The sequence below is a fragment of the Deltaproteobacteria bacterium HGW-Deltaproteobacteria-2 genome, assembly GCA_002840505.1.
Lineage (GTDB): Bacteria > Desulfobacterota > Syntrophia > Syntrophales > Smithellaceae > Smithella.
Map to the genome: position 1 here is coordinate 877,152 of PHBC01000001.1, position 23,000 is coordinate 900,151.

25 protein-coding genes are annotated in these 23,000 nt (G+C 41.1%); 18 read left to right on the forward strand and 7 right to left on the reverse strand.

Annotated features, from left to right (window positions below):
* Positions 1–2: 2 nt before the first annotated feature.
* Complete coding sequence (locus CVU62_04035; protein PKN39370.1) at positions 3–842, reverse strand: ABC transporter permease; 840 nt, start codon at positions 840–842, stop codon at positions 3–5.
* A 133-nt stretch (positions 843–975) separates the two neighbouring features.
* Here CVU62_04035 and CVU62_04040 point away from each other — a divergent pair, with 133 nt between their 5' ends.
* Entirely contained in the window at positions 976–2,430 is a 1,455-nt protein-coding gene (locus tag CVU62_04040) for a peptidase (GenBank protein ID PKN39371.1), read from the forward strand.
* Between the two features lie 64 nt (positions 2,431–2,494).
* Here CVU62_04040 and CVU62_04045 read toward each other — a convergent pair whose 3' ends face one another.
* The gene (locus CVU62_04045; GenBank protein PKN39372.1) at positions 2,495–2,701 is read right to left on the reverse strand and encodes a hypothetical protein; all 207 of its coding nucleotides are present in this window, start codon (positions 2,699–2,701) and stop codon (positions 2,495–2,497) included.
* A 256-nt stretch (positions 2,702–2,957) separates the two neighbouring features.
* Positions 2,958–3,569 carry a hypothetical protein gene (locus CVU62_04050; GenBank protein ID PKN39373.1) on the reverse strand — a complete coding sequence of 204 codons (612 nt, stop codon included), beginning with the start codon at positions 3,567–3,569 and terminating at the stop codon, positions 2,958–2,960.
* A gap of 232 nt (positions 3,570–3,801) precedes the next feature.
* Here CVU62_04050 and CVU62_04055 point away from each other — a divergent pair, with 232 nt between their 5' ends.
* Genes CVU62_04055 through CVU62_04065 form a run of 3 tightly spaced genes read left to right on the forward strand, consistent with a single transcriptional unit; the run spans position 3,802 to position 5,286 of the window.
* Entirely contained in the window at positions 3,802–4,311 is a 510-nt protein-coding gene (locus tag CVU62_04055; GenBank protein ID PKN39374.1) for a hypothetical protein, read from the forward strand.
* Positions 4,312–4,336: 25 nt separating this feature from the next.
* Positions 4,337–4,840 (forward strand): hypothetical protein, encoded by a 504-nt coding sequence (locus tag CVU62_04060; GenBank protein ID PKN39375.1) that lies wholly within the window; start codon positions 4,337–4,339, stop codon positions 4,838–4,840.
* Entirely contained in the window at positions 4,837–5,286 is a 450-nt protein-coding gene (locus CVU62_04065; protein PKN39376.1) for a hypothetical protein, read from the forward strand. Before CVU62_04060 ends, CVU62_04065 begins: the two co-directional genes overlap by 4 nt.
* A gap of 14 nt (positions 5,287–5,300) precedes the next feature.
* On the opposite strand, the gene CVU62_04070 is transcribed toward CVU62_04065, so the two are convergent.
* Both CVU62_04070 and CVU62_04075 read right to left on the reverse strand, forming a co-directional pair.
* Positions 5,301–6,074, reverse strand: coding sequence for a formamidopyrimidine-DNA glycosylase (locus tag CVU62_04070; GenBank protein PKN39377.1), 774 nt, complete (start codon positions 6,072–6,074; stop codon positions 5,301–5,303).
* Positions 6,075–6,115: 41 nt separating this feature from the next.
* Positions 6,116–6,307, reverse strand: a complete 192-nt coding sequence (locus tag CVU62_04075; protein PKN39378.1) for a hypothetical protein — start codon at positions 6,305–6,307, stop codon at positions 6,116–6,118.
* A 191-nt stretch (positions 6,308–6,498) separates the two neighbouring features.
* Between CVU62_04075 and CVU62_04080 the strand changes: the two genes are divergently transcribed.
* The 14 genes from CVU62_04080 (at position 6,499) to CVU62_04145 (ending at position 21,145) form a co-directional block, all read left to right on the forward strand.
* Positions 6,499–7,806 carry a lysine 2,3-aminomutase gene (locus CVU62_04080; GenBank protein ID PKN39379.1) on the forward strand — a complete coding sequence of 436 codons (1,308 nt, stop codon included), beginning with the start codon at positions 6,499–6,501 and terminating at the stop codon, positions 7,804–7,806.
* Between the two features lie 37 nt (positions 7,807–7,843).
* Positions 7,844–8,842: a D-alanine--D-alanine ligase gene (locus CVU62_04085; GenBank protein ID PKN39380.1), complete on the forward strand. Its 999-nt coding sequence runs from the start codon at positions 7,844–7,846 to the stop codon at positions 8,840–8,842.
* Positions 8,843–8,869: 27 nt separating this feature from the next.
* Positions 8,870–9,865 (forward strand): D-alanine--D-alanine ligase, encoded by a 996-nt coding sequence (locus CVU62_04090; GenBank protein ID PKN39381.1) that lies wholly within the window; start codon positions 8,870–8,872, stop codon positions 9,863–9,865.
* Positions 9,866–10,029: 164 nt separating this feature from the next.
* Positions 10,030–10,335: a hypothetical protein gene (locus CVU62_04095; GenBank protein ID PKN39468.1), complete on the forward strand. Its 306-nt coding sequence runs from the start codon at positions 10,030–10,032 to the stop codon at positions 10,333–10,335.
* Between the two features lie 6 nt (positions 10,336–10,341).
* Positions 10,342–10,824 carry an N-acetyltransferase gene (locus CVU62_04100; GenBank protein ID PKN39382.1) on the forward strand — a complete coding sequence of 161 codons (483 nt, stop codon included), beginning with the start codon at positions 10,342–10,344 and terminating at the stop codon, positions 10,822–10,824.
* A 143-nt stretch (positions 10,825–10,967) separates the two neighbouring features.
* Positions 10,968–11,588 carry a DUF47 domain-containing protein gene (locus tag CVU62_04105; GenBank protein PKN39383.1) on the forward strand — a complete coding sequence of 207 codons (621 nt, stop codon included), beginning with the start codon at positions 10,968–10,970 and terminating at the stop codon, positions 11,586–11,588.
* Complete coding sequence (locus CVU62_04110; protein ID PKN39384.1) at positions 11,581–12,582, forward strand: anion permease; 1,002 nt, start codon at positions 11,581–11,583, stop codon at positions 12,580–12,582. Before CVU62_04105 ends, CVU62_04110 begins: the two co-directional genes overlap by 8 nt.
* A gap of 104 nt (positions 12,583–12,686) precedes the next feature.
* The gene (gene lysA / locus CVU62_04115; protein ID PKN39385.1) at positions 12,687–13,952 is read left to right on the forward strand and encodes a diaminopimelate decarboxylase; all 1,266 of its coding nucleotides are present in this window, start codon (positions 12,687–12,689) and stop codon (positions 13,950–13,952) included.
* 238 nt (positions 13,953–14,190) lie between these two features.
* Positions 14,191–15,984, forward strand: coding sequence for a hypothetical protein (locus tag CVU62_04120; GenBank protein PKN39386.1), 1,794 nt, complete (start codon positions 14,191–14,193; stop codon positions 15,982–15,984).
* A gap of 80 nt (positions 15,985–16,064) precedes the next feature.
* Positions 16,065–16,472 carry a hypothetical protein gene (locus tag CVU62_04125; GenBank protein ID PKN39387.1) on the forward strand — a complete coding sequence of 136 codons (408 nt, stop codon included), beginning with the start codon at positions 16,065–16,067 and terminating at the stop codon, positions 16,470–16,472.
* A 203-nt stretch (positions 16,473–16,675) separates the two neighbouring features.
* Positions 16,676–17,524 carry a glutamate racemase gene (locus CVU62_04130; GenBank protein ID PKN39388.1) on the forward strand — a complete coding sequence of 283 codons (849 nt, stop codon included), beginning with the start codon at positions 16,676–16,678 and terminating at the stop codon, positions 17,522–17,524.
* Positions 17,525–17,527: 3 nt separating this feature from the next.
* Positions 17,528–18,991, forward strand: a complete 1,464-nt coding sequence (locus CVU62_04135; protein ID PKN39389.1) for a thymidylate synthase (FAD) — start codon at positions 17,528–17,530, stop codon at positions 18,989–18,991.
* A 20-nt stretch (positions 18,992–19,011) separates the two neighbouring features.
* Positions 19,012–20,406: an MFS transporter gene (locus CVU62_04140; GenBank protein PKN39390.1), complete on the forward strand. Its 1,395-nt coding sequence runs from the start codon at positions 19,012–19,014 to the stop codon at positions 20,404–20,406.
* Complete coding sequence (locus CVU62_04145; GenBank protein PKN39391.1) at positions 20,387–21,145, forward strand: permease; 759 nt, start codon at positions 20,387–20,389, stop codon at positions 21,143–21,145. Before CVU62_04140 ends, CVU62_04145 begins: the two co-directional genes overlap by 20 nt.
* A 26-nt stretch (positions 21,146–21,171) precedes the next feature.
* Here the strand turns inward: CVU62_04145 and CVU62_04150 are convergent, their stop codons facing one another.
* On the reverse strand, positions 21,172–22,176 hold the full coding sequence (locus CVU62_04150; GenBank protein PKN39392.1) for an electron transfer flavoprotein subunit alpha/FixB family protein: 1,005 nt from the start codon (positions 22,174–22,176) through the stop codon (positions 21,172–21,174).
* On the reverse strand, positions 22,160–22,999 hold the full coding sequence (locus CVU62_04155) for a hypothetical protein (GenBank protein PKN39393.1): 840 nt from the start codon (positions 22,997–22,999) through the stop codon (positions 22,160–22,162). The genes CVU62_04150 and CVU62_04155 overlap by 17 nt, the downstream gene beginning before the upstream one ends.
* Position 23,000 lies beyond the last annotated feature (1 nt).

Genomic DNA, 23,000 nt, shown 5'->3' on the forward strand with positions numbered 1-23,000 from the left:
TTTTAAAATAATTTGATGATTAATGACAACACCTCAATAGTCATAATGGCTGCAAAAACATTGACCATCCCACGGGAAACAACGATGGGAATACTGGTAAGCTCGTGCGAAGCCTGCAAACCAAAACGAACCGGAATTAAAATGATAAAAAAACCGAAAACAATACTTTTCAGCAAGGCTATTACTATATCAGAAAAATTTGCCGAATTTAATAAAATGTTTGAATATGCATCCATACTCATGCCAAAAATTAAACTTGAAAATAAAATACCACTGCCCAGCAAAGCTACAGAAAATAAAGTGCTCAACAAAACTATTGATATCACTCCATTAATTACTCTGGGCACCAGAAGGTAATTGATTACATCTATATGGAATGCTTCCAATGCACTCATTTCTTTATTGACTTTCATCACAGCCATTTCCGTGTTGATAGCGGAACCTGAACGTAAAGTGATCAACAGTACCGTTATAAATGGAGAAAATTCGGTAACAATAAAACCCATTAAAAGATTGCCAAAATATTGCGTGAGCCCTAATTGCTTTAATTGGAGAAAAAGGACACCTATAAGCAACGATCCAAAAATTATTGATACTATTAGAAAAATTGGCAATATTTGTACGGAAGTAAAGTATATTTGATCAAGCAACACTGTACGCATAGCACTGTTGTAAGTGTTGCGGTTAAAAATACGAAATAAAACTTTCCCGGCAAAATAAATAATATCGGTAAATGATTTTATAAATTTTATTGCCAAACGCCCTATATTTTCTAGAAAAGCCATAAATACAAATTCCTTAATTTTGTGATAGTAACACATGATGGCCAAGACTTCAAACATCTAAAATCTAAGAATATTTCATTGACAAAAATACGGCTATCGTTATATTAATCTAACTTGTTAAATAAATTAATTTTAAACAAAGTGACAGAAAAGCTTTATTTTTCTATCAATCAATATGGTGGAGGATGATATGGAAAACAAAAATCGTAAGACATTTTTCATGTTCTTATTGGCGTTTTTAGTTGCATTTTTTATTGTTTCTTTTGTAGAAGTTCTAAGATCTTCTTTTTTTCCGTCTGGTGCGCCAGAAATTCAAACGGCATCAGCAGTTTCCCCAGACGCTATGCCTGGTTCTTTTTCCGATTTAACCGAGCGTGTTAAACCCGCAGTAGTTAATATCAGTACAACAAAAATACTTAAAGGACGAAACGGATCAGGCCGATCGCCTTTCAGAGGACCTTTCGGAGATGACTTCTTTGAACGCTTTTTTGGCGATATACCTCAACGCGAATTTAAACAAAGAAGCCTTGGTTCCGGTTTTATTATAAGCAGCGACGGCTACATATTGACCAATAATCACGTTGTAGAACAGACAGACAAAATTCTGGTAAAAGTCTCCGACGGCCAAGAATACGAAGCAAAAATTATTGGTACCGACGCAAAAACCGATATTGCCTTAATTAAGATAAAGCATGAAAATAACTTGCCTTTTGTCGAAATTGGCGATTCCGATGCGGCAAGAGTGGGCGAGTGGGTCATTGCCATTGGCAATCCCTTTGGTTTGGAACAAACCGTTACAGCCGGCATTATCAGCGCCAAAGGACGTGTCATTGGCGCTGGAGTTTACGACAATTTTATACAGACTGATGCTTCCATAAATCCCGGCAATAGCGGAGGACCATTATTTAATATGGCCGGAAAAGTCATCGGTATCAACACGGCAATTGTTGCCCAGGGGCAGGGAATAGGTTTTGCGATACCAATCAACATGGCAAAAAGTATTTTGGATGATCTTAAAACCAAAGGAAAAGTAACGCGAGGATGGCTGGGCATTTCCATACAGAATATTACAGAAGACATAGCAAAAAATATCAATCATCAAAATAAGAATGGTGCTTTAGTCTCCGATGTTTTTAAAGGCGATCCTGCAGACATAGCTGGGATTAAAGTTGGTGATATAATTACTGAAATAAACGGAAGGCCTGTTAAAGACACTCATGAATTACTTCTGACAATAGCATCTCTTCATGTTGGCGAAAAGGCAACCATCAAAGCCCTGCGTGATGGCAAAGAAATATTATTTAAAATTGCTGTGGCAGAGCGTAAAGACAAACACGAAATTGCTCTGACTAAAAAGGCAGGTGAATATTTCGGAATCTCTGTACAGGAAATAACCAAAGACATCGCTAAACAACTAGGAATTCCTCAAGATGCCGGCGTAATAGTTACTGATGTAGAAGAGGGTAGTCCGGCAGATGATGTAGGCATTCAAACGCACGATATAATTGCCCAAGTTAACAAAATTAAAATTACATCCATAAAACAATACAACTCGGAAATGAACAAGGCAGCCCAAAAGAAGGGAGTTATGCTTTTAGTTAAGCGTGGTAAGGCTAATTTCTTTGTAGGATTGCACATGGAATAAAGCACAGAGTCTTTATTTGCAAAGAAAAAGGCAGGTTAAAAAAACCTGCCTTTTTTGTGTCTCCTTAACGATAATGTTTCACGTGAAACATTTCATTAAACCGAAACAGATAAATATCTATTTCCTTTATATCCGTTATTTTTATACTGATCCGGGACAAATGGAAAAACATTTTCATCGGTACATCTTTATCCCAGCACATTGCATGCAAAAAGAACTGAGCAAGTTCTGAACAAATAACCCGCCAATTATTTTTTGTCTTCGTTATCAAGCGGAGCCAGCCAAATAATCTTATCCTTAATATTGTAGCACTAAATTGTTCATCATGGAAAGGATTGACAACAAACTATCTTTTGCTTTTCCGTATCGGTAATATTAAAAACCATTAAAGCACTTCCGGCTGCTTTCTTTACATGCAGAGGGCCATGAATCGAAAATCATCTTTTTTAATTTATTCATATATGCTTTATACGTTACTCTATACTTACTACATCTTTTATGTTTTTCCATTTTATGAAATTAAAACATCATTTCAATTCCTGTTCATTCAAAGGAGCAACAACTCTCCAGAAAAAATCAAAAAATTTGTTTATCGTATCGGTGAGCTTCCATTTCATACCATGAATATACCAATTTTGTATGTGTCTGTGTATGATCATCATATAAAGATCAACAAAATAATGGTTTTCAATATCTGATCTTATTGCACCTTTTGTTTTTGCCTTTTCAATGATTCCGTTCAATATATCTATTTCTGCTTCTCTTTTATAAGATTTGTCGGCCATAAAACTTTTCAATGGAACCGTTATAAAAACTGTAATTGCCAGTTCAGGATTGTTGTCGAAAAAATTCATGGTAACCCAGAATAACTTTCGGAGCATTTCGCGAATATCCTCGATTCCCCCTAAATGCATCCTTAACAATGAAGCGAGATCTCGCAATTTTTCATCAATTATAAAAAGACAAAGGTCTTCTTTGGATGAAAAATATTTGTAGATGGTTCCTGTGCTTATTCCACTTTCCTTAGATATATCACGCATATTGACAGTATGAAAATCTTTCATAGAAAACTGTCGCAATACGACCGGATACAAACGTTCTTTTATTTTTTCATTAATGACTGGTTTTTCTGGAATCATATTTTTTTACTTTTATATTTTTCTTGAATCAGAATATGAAACATTGTTTCATATGTCAAGCATTAATTGAAACATTGTTTTAATATAATTTACCAATAGGCTCATAAAAGTTTTTTCGAATATTGTGATTTTAATTTTACTCTACAAAGCTTATATTAAAATGATCATTTTCTCCTTGACGAAACAGTTTTGCACTAATACATTCAGTAGATAAAACTTTTAAGGAGCCAATATGGCTAACGATGAAGTTAAACAAATTATGATTAACGGCCACTTGGTTGGAATTATTGGCTTAAATGATATAATAATAAAAACAGCTAAAAACCAGCCCGGCAAGAGCGATGAGGACATAAAAAATATTTTACTTAATGAAATTATCGTCAATAATTATGTGCCTCCCTCCGCAGTCGAAGCCTATGGACATGCTCTTTTACGCGAATATAAAATAACTCAAGGGTTCCCTGTTGCTGACGAACCAAGCCACGGATTAAATATAGCAGTTTTGGGTATCGGTTGCACTCGTTGTCATCAATTGGAAAATGATGTTCGTGATTTACTATCGGAAATGAAAATTGCCGCTGATTTACATCACATTACTGATTTAAAAGAAATAGCACAGTATGGGGTATTAGGTTCTCCGGCTCTGGTTATTAATAATAAGGTAATGTCGGTTGGCGAAGTTCCGCCTAAAAGTAAAATTCGCCAATGGATAATTGAAGCCTATAATCCATCCGATAAATAATACTAACATTCGGCATAATTTCAGAATGACAAAAAATAATTTCTCGCAAAAATTTTATTCGTCTTTTCGTGAAGTCATCATTATTTTAGCCATTGCTTTATTTATTGCCATTGTTTCTAACTCCATTAGATCTAATAATACTCCCTTGTTTGGTTTTTCCTCCGCGGCTTTGATTAAGGAACAACAAGCAAAAATTCCTTCTATAACTCTTTCTGAAGCTTATGATCTTTATCTGAAAAAGAAAGTCATATTTATTGACGCCCGCGATCCTTATAGTTTTGAAGAAGGCCACATCGTTGGCGCAATCAACATTTATCCTGATGAAGTTTCATTTCACACAAAAAGTCTTAAAGCAAAAGCTAATCAGGGTTTTATTTTCGTAACATATTGCGATGGTCCTCAATGCCCATTAAGCAAAGAAACAGCACACGCGCTGATATTGCGCGGAATCTCAACAGTAAAAGTTTTAGTAACTGGATGGAGTCTCTGGTTAAATGCCGGATATCCAATCTCTAAAGGAAAAAAATGAAATTACGAAACTTTCCCCGTCCCTTGCTTCCTGTTTTTGCTCTACTTTGCCGATTGACTTTGGCCATAATTTTTTTGTACTCCGGTATAGAAAAACTTTTTAATCCGGGCGATTTTGCCGTAGCCATTTATAACTATCGTCTGCTTCCGGACTATGTCATCAATTTTGTCGCCGTACTCCTACCGTGGTTGGAAGTTATCATAGCGATAAGCCTTATCAGCGGTACTAATACTCGAGGAGCCGCCTTGCTTTCCGCATTACTTTTTCTGACATTTGCCACAGCGTTGACGATCAACTTAATGCGAGGGTTGGATATTTCCTGTGGTTGTTTCGGAGCGTCTTCAGGAAATATAAATTGGTCTTATCTCGTGCGCGACTTTGCACTTTTCTGCATGTCTGTTTTTGTTATGATTTACGACCGGGGCTGGCGTTATTTCGTTGTTTAGTTCTATCGAAAACGTTATTGTTGGCAATCGGGGCAATAAAAAGTGCTTCGTCCTCCCTGCTTTATACGGCAGATTGTCCCTCCGCACATTAAACAGCATTTTCCTTCACGTCCATAGGCTTTTAACTCATTTTGATTCTCGCCTTTACAGCCATACAGATCGCGCCAGTCGGAAATAGACGTCCCCCGCTTTTCAATCCCTTTTTTCAAAATGCTTTTAGCATGACTAAAAACTGTCTTCCATTCCTTTACAGATAAATTTGCGGCTTGTCTTAAAGGAGAAATCCCCGTGCGATATAAAATCTCACAGGCGTAAATGTTGCCGATGCCGGCCACCGCCTTCGGGTCCATCAGCAGGACTTTAACATTGACCTTGCGTCTGGCCTGTTTCTCCAGAAATATACCCTGATTAAAACCGGTGAGCAGGTCGTTGTCTACTTTCTCGTGCTTTGTCTTTTCGACGCTTACTGTGGCAAAGCGTCGCGGATCAACAAGAAAGATATCTCCTTCTTTAAAGGTTATTTTCCATCGGCTATGTTTCGGCCTTGCTGAACTGGATGACAAAAGCAGCCTTCCGGTCATCCTCAAATGTATCAGTATTGAATTCCCATCATCAAGATGAATGGCGATTGTCTTTCCCCGGCGTTCAACGGCAAGAATTCTCCTTCCCTGAACATTTCTCATCCCGTTCAATTTATCGTCGTAAACCTTTGAGGTTAGTATTACGCATCCGCAAATTTTCCTTTGCAGCTGACGACTCAGGGTTTCTACTTCCGGCAACTCCGGCATGGACGATCTCCAGATTAAAATTAAAATCGGTTCCCTTATTACTAAAAAGCATTCCGTTTGCCTACTTCTTTTTCTCTGGGAGAAATGTTTCCTCTAAAAATAATCGGATATATTTTAAAATGCTGATACCTCTCTATTCCAGTATTGACGGGAGCTAGCGAATATTGATTCCATGATAAATATTTGCTTAAAATACTTCCGGCTGAGTCTGATAAAAATGTTTTTCCCCACATTAATGCGCCAAAGAAAGCCGGTGGGGGATATTTTTGAGGAGACGCTATCAAATAATATTTTAATTTTTTCTGTCAATAATGCAAAAAAGTGTTGACAAAAATTTTTGTATGAGTACATTCGTAAATTAAGAAGTAATTTTTTCATCACAGAATTATTTTACAGGAGGGAGACCTTCATCAAGGAGGAACAAATGGAAAGCGAGACCCTGTTCAAAGAGGAGGAGGAACCTCCTGGTCATTTGACCGGTCTTGTTAATGCTAAAAATAATGTAAGTGACTTTTTGTTATTCAAAGAAGGGATTACCCCGTATTCGATTAAACAAAAGTCAGATAGCGTTTTATTTCCTTTTAAAGATTCCGCCCGCTCCCGTATCTTCCGAACACGACTTTATCCCGAAATCACCCGTCTGGAATGGTTCGATTGGCACTGGCAAATGCGTAACGCCATTAGGGATGTTGATACTCTTTCCGAAATAATTAATCTTTCGGACAATGAACGCCAGGCAATGATGCACCATTCCGGTGCTTTGCCCGTTTCCATTACTCCTTATTATGCCAGTTTGCTTAATCCCGATGATCCTTCGGATCCTCTGCGTCGTTGCGTTGTTCCCGTAGTGGATGAGTGCCTGCATACTGAAGGCGAAGAAGAAGATCCTCTCTGCGAGGATGTGGATTCTCCTGTGCCTGGCATTATTCATCGCTACCCTGACCGTGTTTTGTTTCTGGTAACTGATAGCTGCTCAACTTATTGTCGCTATTGCACCCGTTCCCGCATAATTGAACGAAGCAAACATCATTTAATAAGTTTGGAAAAATGGGAAAAGGCTATTCAATACATTGCCGGTAATAAGAATGTGCGAGACGTCCTGCTTTCCGGCGGCGATCCTTTAACCCTGTCCGATGAAAAACTGGAATGGCTATTAGCTAAATTGCACAAGATTTCTCATGTTGAACTTATCCGTATCGGTACAAAGGTGCCGGTTGTTTTGCCACAGAGAATAACGCCGGCTCTAACAGCTATGCTCAAAAAGTATCATCCTTTATGGATGAGTATCCATATTACCCATCCCAAAGAACTGACTCCGGAGATGAGTGCCGCCTGCATTCGTCTGGCTGACGCCGGTATTCCACTGGGAAGCCAGACAGTTTTGCTTTCCGGTATTAATGATGACGTTGAAACAATGACCAGGCTGGTGCATGGTCAATTACAAATCAGAATCCGTCCTTATTATCTGTATCAATGCGACCCTATTCCAGGCTCTTCTCACTTCCGGACCCCCATCAGCAAGGGCATTGAAATTATTCAGGGCATGCGCGGACATACCACTGGTTACGCTGTGCCTACTTATGTTGTCGACGCCCCCGGCGGCGGCGGCAAAATTCCTTTACTTCCCGAATACGCCATTGGATGGGAGAACGGCGCCTTGCTGCTGCGCAATTACGAAGGCAATACCTTCCGCTACCCCGACAATCACGCAAAGTCTAAGGATATACATTAAATCGGCAGAATTTTTTCAGGGGGTAGATAGTTTAACTGTGGGTCGCGTCAGTAAGAAACTCAAAATCGGTCTCACCTATGATCTGCGCGACGATTACCTGAAAGAAGGATACGGTCTCGAAGAAACTGCCGAATTCGACCTCCCCGACACAATCGAAGCTATCGAAAAAGTAATTTTTGACAACGGCTTTATTGCTGATCGCATCGGCAACATAAAAGCGTTGACCCGCCGTCTTGCGGCAGATAATCGCTGGGATCTTGTTTTTAACATTGCCGAGGGAGTGCATGGCTTTGGCCGTGAAGCGCAGGTTCCCGCACTTCTGGAAGCATATAACATCCCGTATACTTTTTCCGATCCCCTTGGCCACGCCGTTTCTCTTCACAAAGGCATTACAAAACAGATTCTGCGCGATCTGGGAATTCCCACGCCTGACTTTGCCATAATTAACAATGCAAAAGATATTGAAAAGGTTACTCTTCCTTTTCCACTTTTTGCCAAACCGGTGGCGGAAGGAACGGGCAAGGGTATAACGGCGCTTTCCAAAATAACTACTCGTAAAAATCTGCAAAAAGTCTGCAGGCAGCTTTTAAAGACTTTTCAGCAACCGGTTCTGGTCGAAACATATCTTCCCGGACGCGAATTCACCGTGGGAATTCTGGGAACAGGAAAGGATGCCCGTGTCCTGGGAGCACTGGAAGTAATTCTGAAGCCCAACGCGGAAAAGAACGCTTATTCTTACGAAAATAAAGAACACTATGATAAACTGGTCCAGTATGTTCTGGCCAACGATGATGAAGCCCAAAAAGCCATGGAAATCTCCCTGATGGCTTGGCGCGGACTGGATTTAAAAGATGCCGGACGCATTGATTTGCGCTCCAATGTTCATGGTGTTCCTCATTTCATGGAAGTCAATTCCCTTGCCGGACTTAATCCCGTGCGGTCTGATTTGCCCATTTTGTGTTCTAAAATAGGAATGAGCTATCATAAATTGATAAGTTCCATTATTAAGTCAGCCCTAAAGCGCACGAAAAAATAATTATCCATAAATGCCGGTGAAATAAAATTGAAGAAAAAAATATTAATTTTGCACAGTGATATTTCGCCGGATGCCAGCCAAGACGAACTTGATTGCCTTGAGCAGGCCGAAGCTATAGCCCAAGCTCTGTGCACACTTCATTACGAACCCATTCTTCTGCCTTTTGAACTCAATTTAAATCATACAATAACGATGCTGCAATCATTAAAACCTTTGGCTGTTTTCAACATTGTGGAAACTCTGGACTCCAAAGGCAATCTGATTCATTTTGCGCCTGCTTTACTTGATTCTTTAAAGATTTCTTATACCGGTTGTCCAACGCAAGCTGTTTTTCAGACATCCAATAAACCTCTATCCAAGAAAATCATGCATTCTGCCGGGATTGCCACTCCGGACTGGATAGAGCAGGATGGTTTCAGTTCTCAACAAGAAATTTCCGGGCACTATTTAATCAAGTCTTCCTGGGAACATGCCTCCATAGGCCTCGATGAAAACTCGCTCATCATCTACACAAACAAAGCGAAGATATTACAAGAAATGAAACGCCGCGAAGAAAAACTTGGCGGCTTCTGTTATGCCGAAGCTTATATTGACGGCCGTGAATTCAATGTCGCGCTAATATCAGATAGGGCTGGCGTCAAAGTATTACCAATAGCTGAAATGTTGTTTCAGGATTACGCACCGGACAAATTGAAAATAGTTGATTACAAAGCTAAATGGGACGCGGATTCTTTTGAATACAACAATACGATAAGAAAATTTGATTTTGATGACGACGATGCCCCGTTAATATCGTCTTTGAGTGAAATTTCTCTGCAGTGCTGGAATATTTTTTCCCTGCGCGGTTACGCACGCGTTGATTTTCGTGTTGATAACAACGGCAAGCCCTGGGTACTTGAAATAAATACCAATCCATGCTTATCTCCCGACGCTGGTTTTGCCGCAGCACTTGCGCAAGCCAATATAAAATATCACGAAGCTATCGGTTTGATACTTGATAATGCATTAAAATCAAGGGCATGAATTCCAACGCAAGCATTGTGATTCATGCCCTCCGCTATGCGTGATAATTTGACCTGCAAGCTTCCGTGCACTCTGCTTCTGGAGCTTGGGTCTCATTAATTTTTTAAGGAGATTTTAATTCTGTGTTAAGAACCATTGTATTTCTTTTCTTTTCCAATTTATTTATGACCTTCGCCTGGTATGGACATTTAAAAAATTTTAACAGCAAACCTTTATTGTTTGTTATATTTTTCAGTTGGGGTATAGCTTTCTTTGAATACGTTTTGCAGGTACCCGCCAATAGAATAGGATTTCAATATTACAGTCTGGGACAGCTCAAAATTATTCAGGAAGTTATCACAATGATTGTTTTTGCCGGTTTTGCGATTATGTACATGAAACAACCTTTGAAGCTGGATTTTCTCTGGGCGGGACTTTGTCTTGTCGGCGCGGTTTACTTCATGTTTCGAGAGGGATTGCCTCAATCTTAATATTTTATGAAAAATTTTACCTATCGTCAACAGATTCAGCCTTCGGATATCGGAGCCATTGCCGATATCGTAAAATCAAGCGGCTTTTTTTCCGACGAGGAGGTAGCAATAGCCATAGAACTGGCTGAAGAAAAGCTGGAAAAGCAGGAAGCCAGCTCTTACCGGTTTTTATTTGCCGAAAATAAAAATCGTGTCATCGGATATGCATGTTATGGCCTCATTCCCGCAACCTCTTCCAGTTACGACATTTATTGGATCGCCGTCCACAAAACCATGATCGGCAAGGGACTGGGCAAGCTTCTTTTGGCCGAAACCGAAAAATTCATTTACCAGAGTGGCGGCAGACAGGTTTATGCAGAAACATCATCAAGAGACCAGTACAAACCAACCCATGGTTTTTATGAGAACTGCGGTTATCGAAAAGAAGCTTTCTTGAAAGATTTTTATACGGAAGGCGACAGCAAAATTATATACGCAAAAACTCTTTAATAACATATAGTAAGCCCTCAAAACGAAAATGTCATGCTTTAAAACAACTTGCATTTTTTTTCAAAATTCGCTAGAGCACTGCCAGCATTTTTATAACGTTTTAACAACATTAATTTATTACGGAACGCAAGGAGGATTTTCTCATGCGCTTGTTCCCTAAAGAAGAAAATTTTTTTGAACTTTTTGAAGAACTTGCTGATAAAATTGAAGAAGGCGGCAAGCTTTTTCTGGAAATGGCTCAAACCAGGGATTATTCCGACGTAAGAGTTGCCAAACTCAAAGAAGTTGAGCATGAGGCTGACGGCATTACCCATAAAACATACGAAAAAATGCACAAAACATTTCTCACGCCCATAGATCGAGAAGATATTTATGCGCTAGTTAACAAAATGGACAGTATTATGGACGTCATCGAAGCTACCGCTGTCCGTATTCATCTTTATAAAGTCAAAAGAACATCCGATGAAATAATCAAACAGGCTCAAATTCTGAACGACGCTATAAAGAAAGTAAAAAGCATTGTTCACGCCATGCGCAATATGAAAAACTCCGCAATGATTCTGGCGGATTGCGTGGAAATTAACACACTGGAAAATGCCGGTGACATTACTTTAAGATCCATCATGGCTAATCTTTTCGAAACCGAAAAAGACGCCATTGAACTTATAAAGTGGAAAGATATTTTTCAACTCCTGGAAGAAGCAATTGACGTTTGTGAAGATGTATCCAACATCGTTGAAGGGATTGTCCTGAAACATGCTTGATTCAATGGCTTTTGTCATTTTTCTCGTTTTTGTCGCGCTTGTTTTTGATTTCATCAATGGTTTTCATGACTCTTCTAATTCCATTTCCACTATTGTTTCCACTCGTGTTCTTTCTCCCAAATATGCGGTACTCTGGGCGGCATTCTTTAATTTTGTAGCCGCCTTTTTTATCGGCACAGCGGTAGCGCATACTATCGGCAGAGGCATCATTCATATTGAAATTGTAGATAATTTAGTGATTCTTGCCGCCCTTAGCGGCGCCATAATCTGGAATCTTACAACATGGTATTTCGGATTGCCCAGCAGTTCATCGCATGCCCTGATTGGCGGTCTTATCGGTGCGGGTGTTGCCAAAGCGGGTACCAGCACACTCGTTTGGTCGGGCATAATAAAAACGACAGCCTTCATTGTTCTTTCACCGGCCATAGGCATGTTTTTAGGCTTCTTCTTTATGGTACTTTCTATGAATCTAAACCGCAATTCCAACATGGCCCGTTCTGATAAGCTTTATCGAAAATTACAATTTGTTTCTTCGGCGATATATTCACTCGGCCACGGCATGAATGATGCGCAGAAAACTATTGGAATAATTGCAATAGTTCTTTACAGCAAGGGTCTGATTAACTCCAATTTCAACATCCCTTATTGGATTATTATCATGTGTTATTCTACCATTGCATTGGGAACAATGTTCGGCGGCTGGCGAATTGTAAAAACTATGGGAACAAAAATTACTAAACTACAGCCAATTGGCGGATTTAGCGCTGAGGCGGCCGCGGCCTGTGCAATTATCGGAGCGTCAATAGGAGGTATCCCCGTTAGCACAACTCATACCATTACCGGCGCGATTGTTGGCGTCGGGTCCACCAAAAGACTCTCTGCCGTGCGCTGGGGCGTCGCCGGAAACATTATCTGGGCATGGATTTTAACCATACCCATTTCCGCTTTCATTTCCGCCGTAACATACTTTCTCATCTCATCTTTCATCCAATAATAACAATTCATCCGGCACTGGCGGAAAATAATATTGATAATTTTCTGATTTTGCCGTAAATCTGTTTTCACGTTTCATTTCATATAAAATCAACGGAGAGCTTTATGTCTCAAAAGCTATTGCCTTTTACCAAAAACCAAATCGAAAAAATAATAAAACAATATCCGACGCCTTTTCATCTTTACGACGAAAAAGCTATTCGGGAAAACGCGCGCGCCTTTAAGAACGCTTTTAACTGGAATAAAGGTTTTAAAGAATTTTACGCTATCAAAGCCGCCCCCAATCCCTATTTGATGAAAATCCTGCATAAGGAAGGCTATGGCGCTGATTGCAGTTCACTGGCCGAACTGATTATGGCGCAAAAAACCGGTGTAACCGGTGAAGAAATCATGTTTTCTTCCAACGACACGCCCGTGGAAGATTTTCTACTGGCCAAAAAATTAAAAGCCATCATCAACTTGGACGATATCAGCCACATTGCCTATCTCGAAAAATGCGCCGGACTCCCTTCTTTGATTTGCTTCCGCTACAATCCCGGCAAGTTGAAAAAAGGTAACCATATTATCGGCCACCCTGAAGAAGCAAAATACGGCTTCACCAGAGAACAGCTTTTTGAAGGCTATAAAATTTGCAAAGAAAAAGGCGTTAAACGATTCGGCATTCATACCATGGTCGCCTCCAACGAACTCGATGCCTATTATTTTGAAGAAACCGCTGAAATATTGTTTCAACTTGTAGCGGAAATTTCACAAAAGCTGAAAATCAAATTTGAATTTGTCAATATCGGCGGGGGAGTGGGCATACCTTACCGGCCGGAACAAAAACGCATTGACCTTAAAGTAATGAGCCACGGCATCAAGAAACAATACGAAAAAATTATTGTTGCCAACGGCCTTGCCCCACTGAAGCTTTTTACGGAATGCGGCCGATATATCACCGGCCCTTATGGTTATCTAGTCTCACGTGTTTTGCATATTAAAGACACTTATAAAAAATTCGCCGGCTTGGATTCCTGCATGGCCAACCTGATGCGTCCCGCTCTTTACGGCGCGTATCATCATATAACTGTAATGGGTAAAGAAAATAAACCTCGTAATGTTGTTTATGATGTCACCGGCTCGCTTTGTGAAAACAATGATAAATTCGCTATCGATCGCAAACTTCCCAAACTCGACCAGGGTGATATCATAGTAATTCATGACGCCGGCGCTCATGGATTTGCCATGGGCTTTAATTACAACGGCAAGCTTCGCTCAGCAGAACTACTTTTAAGAGCAAACGGCGACGTTGTGCAAATCCGCCGTTCTGAAACAGTCAAAGACTACTTTGCTACTTTAGATTTCAACGGTTTGACTGACTTTAGGGTGTAAGCATAAAGCAAAAAATATTATAAATATTTCTTTGGAAATGTTGTTATTCTTATTTTTTCAATTCACATAACATTTTATGGCCGTTATTTCCTTTGACATTCAAGGAACTTATTTGTATATTTTACAGTGAAATAAGATATATTCTCTTTCCTATGATTAAGAACAATCAAACGGCCACGTTAATTGATTAATTAACGTTTAATCTATCAAATTATTTACATACACAGGAAGCAACTACATGCAGGATACATCCCTTCGGTTATTAATGGTTGAAGATTCGAAAGATGATGAGTTTCTTATAATACGCGGACTAAAAAAAGGTGGATACAATCCGGCATATGAACGAATAGAAACCGCCTCCGCCATGAAAAAAGCCCTCAAAGAAAAGCAATGGGACATTATCCTTTGCGATTATAAGCTGCCGAAATTCAATGCTCACTCAGCCATTACACTATTAAAAGAAGTAAAAATCGACATACCTATTATCATTGTATCCGGAACTATTGGTGAAAATGAGGCTATAGACTGCATGCGTTTAGGCGCGCAAGATTATATCATGAAGGAAAACTTATCACGCCTTTGCCCGGCCATAGCCAGAGAAATACAAGATGTAAAAGTCAGAGCAGAACAAAGGCGTACAGAGGAGAAATTACGCCACGAGGAACAACTATTCAGGACTTTTACAGAACAAGATTCTGATTTGATTATTCTAATAAATAAAGATTTTCAAATCACTTATAGTAATCCTGCGGTGGAAAGCTTTCTGGGAATCAAGAAAGAAGAAATCATAGGAAGTAAAGTATATAATTATCTTCACCCTGATGATTTGGAACCTGTGAGAGATATACTTGATACATTTTTAAAGGATACAAGTACCAATATTAAGAATGCTGAATTTCGCATTTGTAACAAGGACGGAACATGGCACACAGTCGAAGCTGTAGGAACAAATCTGGTGCACAATAATGTCTTTGAAACAGTTGTTGTTAAACTCCGTGATATCACAGATCGCAAGAAGGCGGAAAAATCGTTGAAGGCCAGCGAAGAACGTTACCGTCTTCTTGCGGATAACGTGGCCGATGTAATCTTAACCTTGGACATGAATTTTCAATATACTTATGTCAGTCCTTCCGCTTACCATCTCTTCGGACATACAGTTAATGAATTAATGGCTATGAAAGTAAAAGACCTGGCCACGCCTGAAACATTTAGCCATCTCGTTAATGTCTTTTCAGAAGAATTGGAGATAGAAAAAAGAGCGGACAAGGATTTGACAAGATCACGGGTGCTGGAATCTCAATACATGCGTAAGGATGGAGTTAAAATATGGGTAGAGAGCAAGCTTACTTTTCTCAGGGATGAAAATAACACGGCCGTGGGAATTCTCAGCATTGTGCGCGACATTACTGACCGAAAGGAAGCGGAGAGCAGACTTCATCAAAGCCTTGATAGCCTAAAGAAAGCGGTTAGCACAACTATTCAGGTTTTGGTGTCAGCTTTGGAATCCAGAGATCCTTACACGACAGGTCATCAGTCCCGGGCTTCCGATCTGGCCTGTGCCATAACTACAGAGATGGGATTAGATCAGGATAAAGTTGAAGGAATTCGCATGGCAAGCATCATTCATGACATTGGCAAATTAGCGGTCCCCACGGAGATATTGGCCAAGCCCGGCAAATTGACAGACATTGAATTTTTACTGATTAAACAACATTCTCAGACCGGATACGAGATGTTGAAGGATGTGGAATCTCCATGGCCGCTGGCGCAAATTGTTCACCAACATCACGAGCGAATGAACGGCACAGGTTATCCCCAAAATCTGAAAGGAGATGAGATTCTTTTGGAGTCACGCATTTTGGCTGTCGCTGATGTTGTGGAGGCCATTTCTTCCAACCGTCCTTACCGGCCGTCCTTGGGTATTGACTTCGCGCTTGAAGAGATCGATAAAAATAAAGGAATTCTTTATGACGATGTCGTCGCCAACGCTTGCCTGAATTTATTCCGGGAAAGAGGATTTCAACTCAAATAAGATGGAGAGAACAGTCCATGCTATAGAAAAACGTTTTTATAATTTTTAATCGTTATTTATACAAAAAGGTTTATATTGTTATGAACGAACAAAGAAAAGCGGAACGCCTGAGGGAATTAAACGAGATTACAATATCTTTGATCTCCAAAGGAAAAAATATTCCTCAAGAAAAAATCTCATATAATTACAGTGAGGATATCTCTGCGACCGGCACTAAAATTCGTGGGAATATTCTTCTGCCTGTCGATACTCTCCTCCAGATAGATTTCAGATTAAAGACTCTGAAAAAACAGATCACCGCAGTCGGCAAAATAAAATGGATCAAGGTCATTATTGAAGATAAGTATTATGAGGCTGGTGTGGAGTTTGTCAATACAACCGACGAAGCGATCCAGATAATTGAGAATTACGTTTCGTGGAAACAAACCAGTAGAAGGCTGAATCCATTTTGGATTTTTACAAAATTTAACGAACTAGAACCCAAGTAGACAAAGCGCACCCGGACTATAAAATTCTTATAAGAAATCTTGCTATATTTTGATTAGTTATGATAAGCATTTCCACGATGGCAACATCGTGGAAAGAGACAGTTTTAATACCATGTTGCATTCAAAGGATAACAACGCTGCTAATAAAGTTAGCCGAAAAATGCGATCTGGTATAAATTAAATTCAAGCTTAAAGAATAACCAATGAATTCAAAATCTAATCGTGCCATAGGCGTATTCGATTCCGGCATCGGCGGCCTGACAGTTGTCCGCTCTTTAATGGAGCGTCTGCCTTTCGAAAATATCATCTACTTCGGCGACACCGCCCGCGTGCCCTACGGAATTAAATCGGTGGAAACGATAAACCGTTACGCGGCGCAAATTACTGAATTTCTAATCAAAAAAGATGTAAAACTTCTGATTGTTGCCTGCAACACCATGGCGGCTGTCGCCCATCAGACAATCGTTGATTTATCCAATGTGCCTGTGGCGGCTGTCGCCTCTCAAAAAATTGTTGAACAGGTACCCGTGCTCGAAGTAATTGAAGCCAGCGCCCGCATGGCTTTACAAAACACCAAATCCAAATCAATCGGAGTAATCGGAACACCGGCCACAATCAATAGTAACGCTTACGCCAGGGCAATTCATCTTTTGGATAAGGAAGCAAAGGTTTTCTCGCAGGCATGTCCTCTTTTCGTCCCTCTGGTGGAAGAAGGATGGTTTGATCATCCGGCAACAAGGCTCATCGCTCAGGAATATTTAAAACCGGTTATTGCCGAGCAAATCGACACGCTGGTTTTGGGCTGTACTCATTATCCTCTTTTAAAACCATTGCTGCAGGATATTATGGGAAAAGGGGTACACCTGATTGACTCGGCGGAAGCAATGGCTGATATTACCGCTGATTTAATTGATAAACAAAACATTGGTAATAAAAAAAGCTCACCGCCGGAATATGTTTTTTATGTCAGCGATGTCCCTTATCGTTTTCAAACAATCGGCGAGCGTTTTTTGGGACGCACGCTTGGCCGTGTGGAGTTGGTTAGTCTTTAAACTATGAAAATTATTCTTGCCGGCTACAATTTGGATTATGACCTTATCCGCGAGCTCAAAGATAAAAGCGGGCTTAATCAGGATTTAACGCCCGAAACCATTTCGGCGGCGTATGCGCGAATCAGCCGCAGTCCGAAGGCAGTCAATGAATTACGCGAAATCGCTCGCGATGAAGTGGACAAGGCGCGCCAATCCAACCATAATATCGTTTTTGAAATGGGGCACAGTTCCGTCGCCGAACATGCCGTATTTAATATTGATGTCATCGGCGTATCCCGCCTGCTTGTCGAAGAAATTGAAAAGTTTCGTTTGTGTTCTTTTACGGAAAAATCACAACGTTACGTTCTTTTTAACAAAGATTTTGTCATCCCCGAGGAAATCAAACAGGCCAACCTGACCGACTTGTTCACCGATACCGTCCAGACGCAAAACGATTATTATCACTCTCTTTATGAAAAATTGAGACCGTACATCTTTGACAAACATAAACCACTGGCGGAGGACCCGGCCAATAAATCGCTGCTGGAGGGCTGGGCCAAGGAAGACGCCCGCTATGCAATATCAATGGCCACTCAAACTCAACTGGGAATGACCATCAACGCGCGCAATCTGGAGCTGATGCTCAGACGTCTGGCTGCTCACCCACTCGCCGAAGCAAAAGAATACAGCGAAAAACTGTATATAGCTACAAAAGAAATCGCGCCGTCTCTTATCCGCTACACGAAAGCCACGGATTACGACAAATTTACCAGACAAAATCTGCGCAGCCAATCTTCTAATTTATTACAAAAATACTCTTCCGACTCTAAAAAATTATCTGAAGTGCAATTGATATCTTTTTCTCCCGCTGCCGATAACCGGCTTGCCGCTGCATTACTTTTTTCTTCATCTGACATAAATTATTCAAAATGCCTGAAAATTGCAGGAAAAATGACTCCTCGAGAAAAAAGAGGTTTTTTCAAAACGGCTTTCGCTAATTTACAGTCGCATGATGCTGTACTTCGGGAATTAGAAAATGTTGATCTGCAATTTGAACTCATCTTGAGCTCCAGTTGTTTTGCTCAGCTAAAGCGACACCGTATGTCCACGATTATCGCGCAGGATTACAATCCGCAATTGGGCGTAACGATGCCTCCTTCCATTAAAGCCATCGGCCAGCAAAAAGCTTTTATGGACATTATGCGCTATACGCAAAACGCTTATGAGCAAATCCGGAATAAAGCGCCTCTGGCTGCCGCTTATGTGTTAACCAACGCTCACCGCAAAAGGGTTTTGATGAAATTCAGCGCTCGTGAAATGTACCATCTGGCACGTCTGCGCGCCGACGCACATGCTCAGTGGGATATCCGCGATCTGACGAAAAAAATGCTTACACAAGCCAAAAAGATCATGCCTTTGACCCTCATGATGGCCTGCGGCAAAGATAACTTTTCAGAACTGTTTAAGAAAACTTTTCGCCGTACATAATTGGTTGTCAATAAATTTCAATGAAGATAACTCACAATAAACAACAAACATACATTCTTCTGGTTACAACTCTCAGTTCCTTTCTGACACCGTTTATGGGTTCTGCAGTCAATGTCGCCCTGCCCGCTATAGCCCAAGAACTTTCCATGACAGCCCTATCGCTAAGTTGGGTGGCAACATCTTTTATTCTGGCCGCCACCATGACTCTTATTCCTTTAGGCCGGCTGGCCGACATTTATGGCCGAAGACGATTTTATGTTTATGGAGCATTGATTTTTACTGTAGCCTCTTCTTTTTGCATATGGTCTCCTTCGCAATTTTTCCTGATAGCGGCTCGCACCGTTCAGGGAGTCGGTGGAGCAATGATCTTCAGCACCGGCACGGCTATGCTGGTATCGGCTTATCCCCTCGAAGAACGTGGTAAAATAATAGGCATCAACGTAGCGGCTGTTTATATCGGACTAACCATCGGCCCATTTGTCGGCGGATTGCTGACGGAGCATTTTGGATGGAGATTCATTTTTCTTTTTACGGCAGCATTAGGTTTAATCATTACCTTAATTGCCACGGCAACAATCAAAGAAGAATGGTCCGGAATCAATGGTAAACGTTTTGACTTTGCCGGTTCTCTGCTTTATGCAATTGCTCTTTTTTCCATCATATATGGACTTTCTCAGTTACCATCGTTAAATGCAGTATTTTTAATTGGCACAGGTCTTCTTTGTCTGGCCTTATTTATATTTCATCAGCTGCAACATCCGTTCCCTTTGTTGGATGTACACTTATTTTTGAACAATAAGGTTTTCGCTTTTTCCAATTTAGCCGCCCTGATTAATTATTGCGCAACATTTGCAGTTACATTTTTACTCAGCCTTTATTTGCAACACATTAAAATGCTGTCTCCATCGCAAACAGGTTCTATTCTTGTTGCTGCACCTGTTGTGCAGGCGCTTCTTTCGCCTGTCGCGGGAAGACTGTCCGACCGTTTTGAACCGCAAATTATTTCATCAATAGGCATGGTTCTCACTGTCATAGGCCTTGTTCCGTTAATTTTTCTTAGCAATCAGACAAGCATTGAATATATTTTATTCTGTCTTATCTTACTGGGTGTTGGTTTCGCGCTTTTTTCTTCACCGAACGTTAATGCAATCATGAGTGCCGTAGAAAAAAAATCCTTCGGCGTTGCTTCGGCTACGGTGGGCACCATGAGACTTACCGGTCAAATGTTCAGTATGGGAATTACCATGCTGGTTTTTGCCGTCATTTTAGGGAACTATCCTATTTCTGCAGCTAATAATTATCTCCTCCTAAAAAGTGCCAAATTTATTTTCGCCATATTGGCCGTTATCTGTTGTTTAGGAATTTTTGCATCGCTGGCGCGGGGAAAGATGCACAATGGCAACAATAATCATTAGTTTTGTAATCGGACTTATAACCGGAACTTTTGGAGGCCTGATCGGCATCGGCGGCGGACTGATTATGATTCCGCTGATGGTCGAAGTGCTGAAGCTTAGTCAACACAAGGCTCACGGTACCAGTTTGGTTGCTTTGGTTTTTACGGGACTTGGCGGAGCCATTACCTATGCCTTAAATGGAACAATTGATATTCAAGCCGCAATACTTTTAGCTTTAACAGCCATGTGCACCGCTCCCCTGGGCGCACGTTACACGCATGCTCTGCCAGGATGGAAACTGAAAAAGTATTTCGGAATATTTTTGATTTTTTGTTCTACCGTTTTACTCTTAAAACCATACCTGTCCGAAATAATCCCTCCGGCATCTGGTTATACAAAAATATTCATATTCTTAATAACGGGTGCTTTTACCGGATTTCTTTCCGGAATGATGGGCGTTGGCGGCGGAACAATAATGGTTCCAGTTATGGTTATTCTGACCGGCTTCACTCAGCATGTAGCACAGGGAACATCACTTTTAGTCATGGTTCCCACGGGAAGCATTGGCGCCTTCACTCATTGGAAGATGGGAAACGTTGCAACAGAAATTCTTGTCGGTCTTATTCCCGGAATTATTTTAGGAACATATTTGGGTGGTAATTTTGCTTATTTGTTTTCCGATAATGTATTGCGCTCAATATTCATGGTTGTAATACTCTGGATGGGAATTCGCTATATAATAGCTCCTATACCTGAATAATTCCTGCTTTGCTTTTATATAATGGGTTATTCTCGGATTCGTTTCTTGAGTTCTTTAATCAAATTGTGGAGAACGTCACTGGCATCGGCAGCAATAGCGACATCGGCCATTTTCATCATCGTCGCCTGCGGATTTTTATTTATCGCGACAATAAAATTCGCTTCACCCAAACCGGCGGTGTGCTGAATGGCACCGCTGATGCCGAAGGAAAAAAGAATCTTCGGTTTGATATGTTTGCCTGCCTGTCCTACCAGAGCACTATGGTCAGCCCAACCGGCGTAAACCACCGGTCTGGTGGCGCCCACATTGCCTCCTAAAAGTTTGGCCAGTTCCTGCAATCTTTTGAATTTTTCCTTATTGCCCATGCCGCGACCGCCGCAGACGATAACAGAGGCGTTCTCAATGGTATGTTCTTTTTCCACGGAACGTTCATACTCGATAAGACGAACGCGAGATTTGGGCAGATTTTTCATCAACGGCAGACGTTCGACCAGAGCTTTTCTTTCATAATTGTGCGGTATTTCCTTAAATGTTCCCGGTCTTACTGTGGCCATTTGGGGACGGTGGCGCTCCGTAATAATTTCCGCCAGCATGTTGCCGCCAAAAGATGGAGCCATTTGCAGTAAAAGCCCATCTTCAGTTATATCAAGACCCACGCAATCGGCCGACAAACCCGTTTTCAATCGCTTGGCCAACCGCGGTGCGAATTCACGGCCAAAATCTGTCGCACCGATTAGAATAATTTCCGGATCTCTTTCTTTAGCCAGAGCCTCAATGATTGCCAGATATCTTTCTGTGCTGTAACTTTTTAAAGCGGGATCATCTATCGCCAGAATCCTGTCGGCCCCATGAGCGGTATATTCCATAATCCATTCGTCAATCTCATGACCGAAAATCAACGCGCACACTTCCGCTTTGATTATTTTAGCCAGATCAACCGCTTTGGAAAGTAACTGCAGGGTTACGCGGTTCTGGTAATAATTGCGGTAATCGCCGAATACCCATATGTTTTTTTTACTGCCCTTTTTCATCGAGCTTCTTTTCCTCTATAGATTTACCTATTGCTGTGCTTATGGTTCGCTGATATTTATCGAGAAATTCCGTAACCGCCAAAGAAGCCGTTCCCTGGATGAGTACATTTTCTTTCTGCGCTTTTTTCAAGAAGACTTTACGTACCTTGGTGCGAGAGCCTTTCTGTTCCATTGACGATGCTTTTATGCCCAGAGTTGCCGCATCCAGCACGACGACTCCGTTGCCGCAAAAAGCATTTTCCAAACCGGCCAGCTTCGTGAAGCGTGGCTTGTAATTTTCCATCGAAATCGTCACCAGCGCCGGAAATTCCATCTCCAGTGTTTCACGGAAATTATCCACCAGACGGCGCACGCGTAATGTCCGGCCGGAAATTTCCAGTTTCTCCACGTATGCTGCAGCAGGCAAGTCCAGTTCCTCAGCCAATTGCGGACCTACTTGTGCTGTTTCGCTGTCTGCTGTATATGCGCCGCAAAGGATAAGATCAAATTTGGGGCATTTCTTTTTTATCGCTTCTTTCAAAACCAGAGAAGTGGCAAAAGTATCCGACCCGGCCAGCAACCGGTCACAAATCAAAATTGCTTCATCGGCACCCAAAGCCATGGCTTCACGTAACACTTCTTCGGCGGCAGGCGGTCCCATTGTAATCACGGTTATTTTAGCGGAATACTTTTCCTTGATTTGCAGGGCGGCTTCCAGTGCGTGTTTGCAGGCAGGATTCATCATGCCCGCAGCCAGATCGCGTCTTAGTGTGCCGGTCTTTTCATCCCACGGCAGTTCGGTAACCATGGGAACTTGTTTTAAACAAACTACCAGATTCAACATA

Excerpts from the sequence above, each read along its gene's own strand:
- CVU62_04035 (PKN39370.1), bottom strand. The coding sequence starts at position 842 with ATGTTTGAAGTCTTGGCCATCATGTGTTACTATCACAAAATTAAGGAA.
- CVU62_04040 (PKN39371.1), top strand. The coding sequence starts at position 976 with ATGGAAAACAAAAATCGTAAGACATTTTTCATGTTCTTATTGGCGTTT.
- CVU62_04050 (PKN39373.1), bottom strand. The coding sequence starts at position 3,569 with ATGATTCCAGAAAAACCAGTCATTAATGAAAAAATAAAAGAACGTTTG.
- CVU62_04055 (PKN39374.1), top strand. The coding sequence starts at position 3,802 with ATGGCTAACGATGAAGTTAAACAAATTATGATTAACGGCCACTTGGTT.
- CVU62_04060 (PKN39375.1), top strand. The coding sequence starts at position 4,337 with ATGACAAAAAATAATTTCTCGCAAAAATTTTATTCGTCTTTTCGTGAA.
- CVU62_04065 (PKN39376.1), top strand. The coding sequence starts at position 4,837 with ATGAAATTACGAAACTTTCCCCGTCCCTTGCTTCCTGTTTTTGCTCTA.
- CVU62_04070 (PKN39377.1), bottom strand. The coding sequence starts at position 6,074 with ATGCCGGAGTTGCCGGAAGTAGAAACCCTGAGTCGTCAGCTGCAAAGG.
- CVU62_04075 (PKN39378.1), bottom strand. The coding sequence starts at position 6,307 with ATGTGGGGAAAAACATTTTTATCAGACTCAGCCGGAAGTATTTTAAGC.
- CVU62_04080 (PKN39379.1), top strand. The coding sequence starts at position 6,499 with ATGGAAAGCGAGACCCTGTTCAAAGAGGAGGAGGAACCTCCTGGTCAT.
- CVU62_04095 (PKN39468.1), top strand. The coding sequence starts at position 10,030 with ATGACCTTCGCCTGGTATGGACATTTAAAAAATTTTAACAGCAAACCT.
- CVU62_04100 (PKN39382.1), top strand. The coding sequence starts at position 10,342 with ATGAAAAATTTTACCTATCGTCAACAGATTCAGCCTTCGGATATCGGA.
- CVU62_04105 (PKN39383.1), top strand. The coding sequence starts at position 10,968 with ATGCGCTTGTTCCCTAAAGAAGAAAATTTTTTTGAACTTTTTGAAGAA.
- CVU62_04110 (PKN39384.1), top strand. The coding sequence starts at position 11,581 with ATGCTTGATTCAATGGCTTTTGTCATTTTTCTCGTTTTTGTCGCGCTT.
- lysA (PKN39385.1), top strand. The coding sequence starts at position 12,687 with ATGTCTCAAAAGCTATTGCCTTTTACCAAAAACCAAATCGAAAAAATA.
- CVU62_04120 (PKN39386.1), top strand. The coding sequence starts at position 14,191 with ATGCAGGATACATCCCTTCGGTTATTAATGGTTGAAGATTCGAAAGAT.
- CVU62_04125 (PKN39387.1), top strand. The coding sequence starts at position 16,065 with ATGAACGAACAAAGAAAAGCGGAACGCCTGAGGGAATTAAACGAGATT.
- CVU62_04130 (PKN39388.1), top strand. The coding sequence starts at position 16,676 with ATGAATTCAAAATCTAATCGTGCCATAGGCGTATTCGATTCCGGCATC.
- CVU62_04135 (PKN39389.1), top strand. The coding sequence starts at position 17,528 with ATGAAAATTATTCTTGCCGGCTACAATTTGGATTATGACCTTATCCGC.
- CVU62_04140 (PKN39390.1), top strand. The coding sequence starts at position 19,012 with ATGAAGATAACTCACAATAAACAACAAACATACATTCTTCTGGTTACA.
- CVU62_04145 (PKN39391.1), top strand. The coding sequence starts at position 20,387 with ATGGCAACAATAATCATTAGTTTTGTAATCGGACTTATAACCGGAACT.
- CVU62_04150 (PKN39392.1), bottom strand. The coding sequence starts at position 22,176 with ATGAAAAAGGGCAGTAAAAAAAACATATGGGTATTCGGCGATTACCGC.
- CVU62_04155 (PKN39393.1), bottom strand. The coding sequence starts at position 22,999 with ATGTTGAATCTGGTAGTTTGTTTAAAACAAGTTCCCATGGTTACCGAA.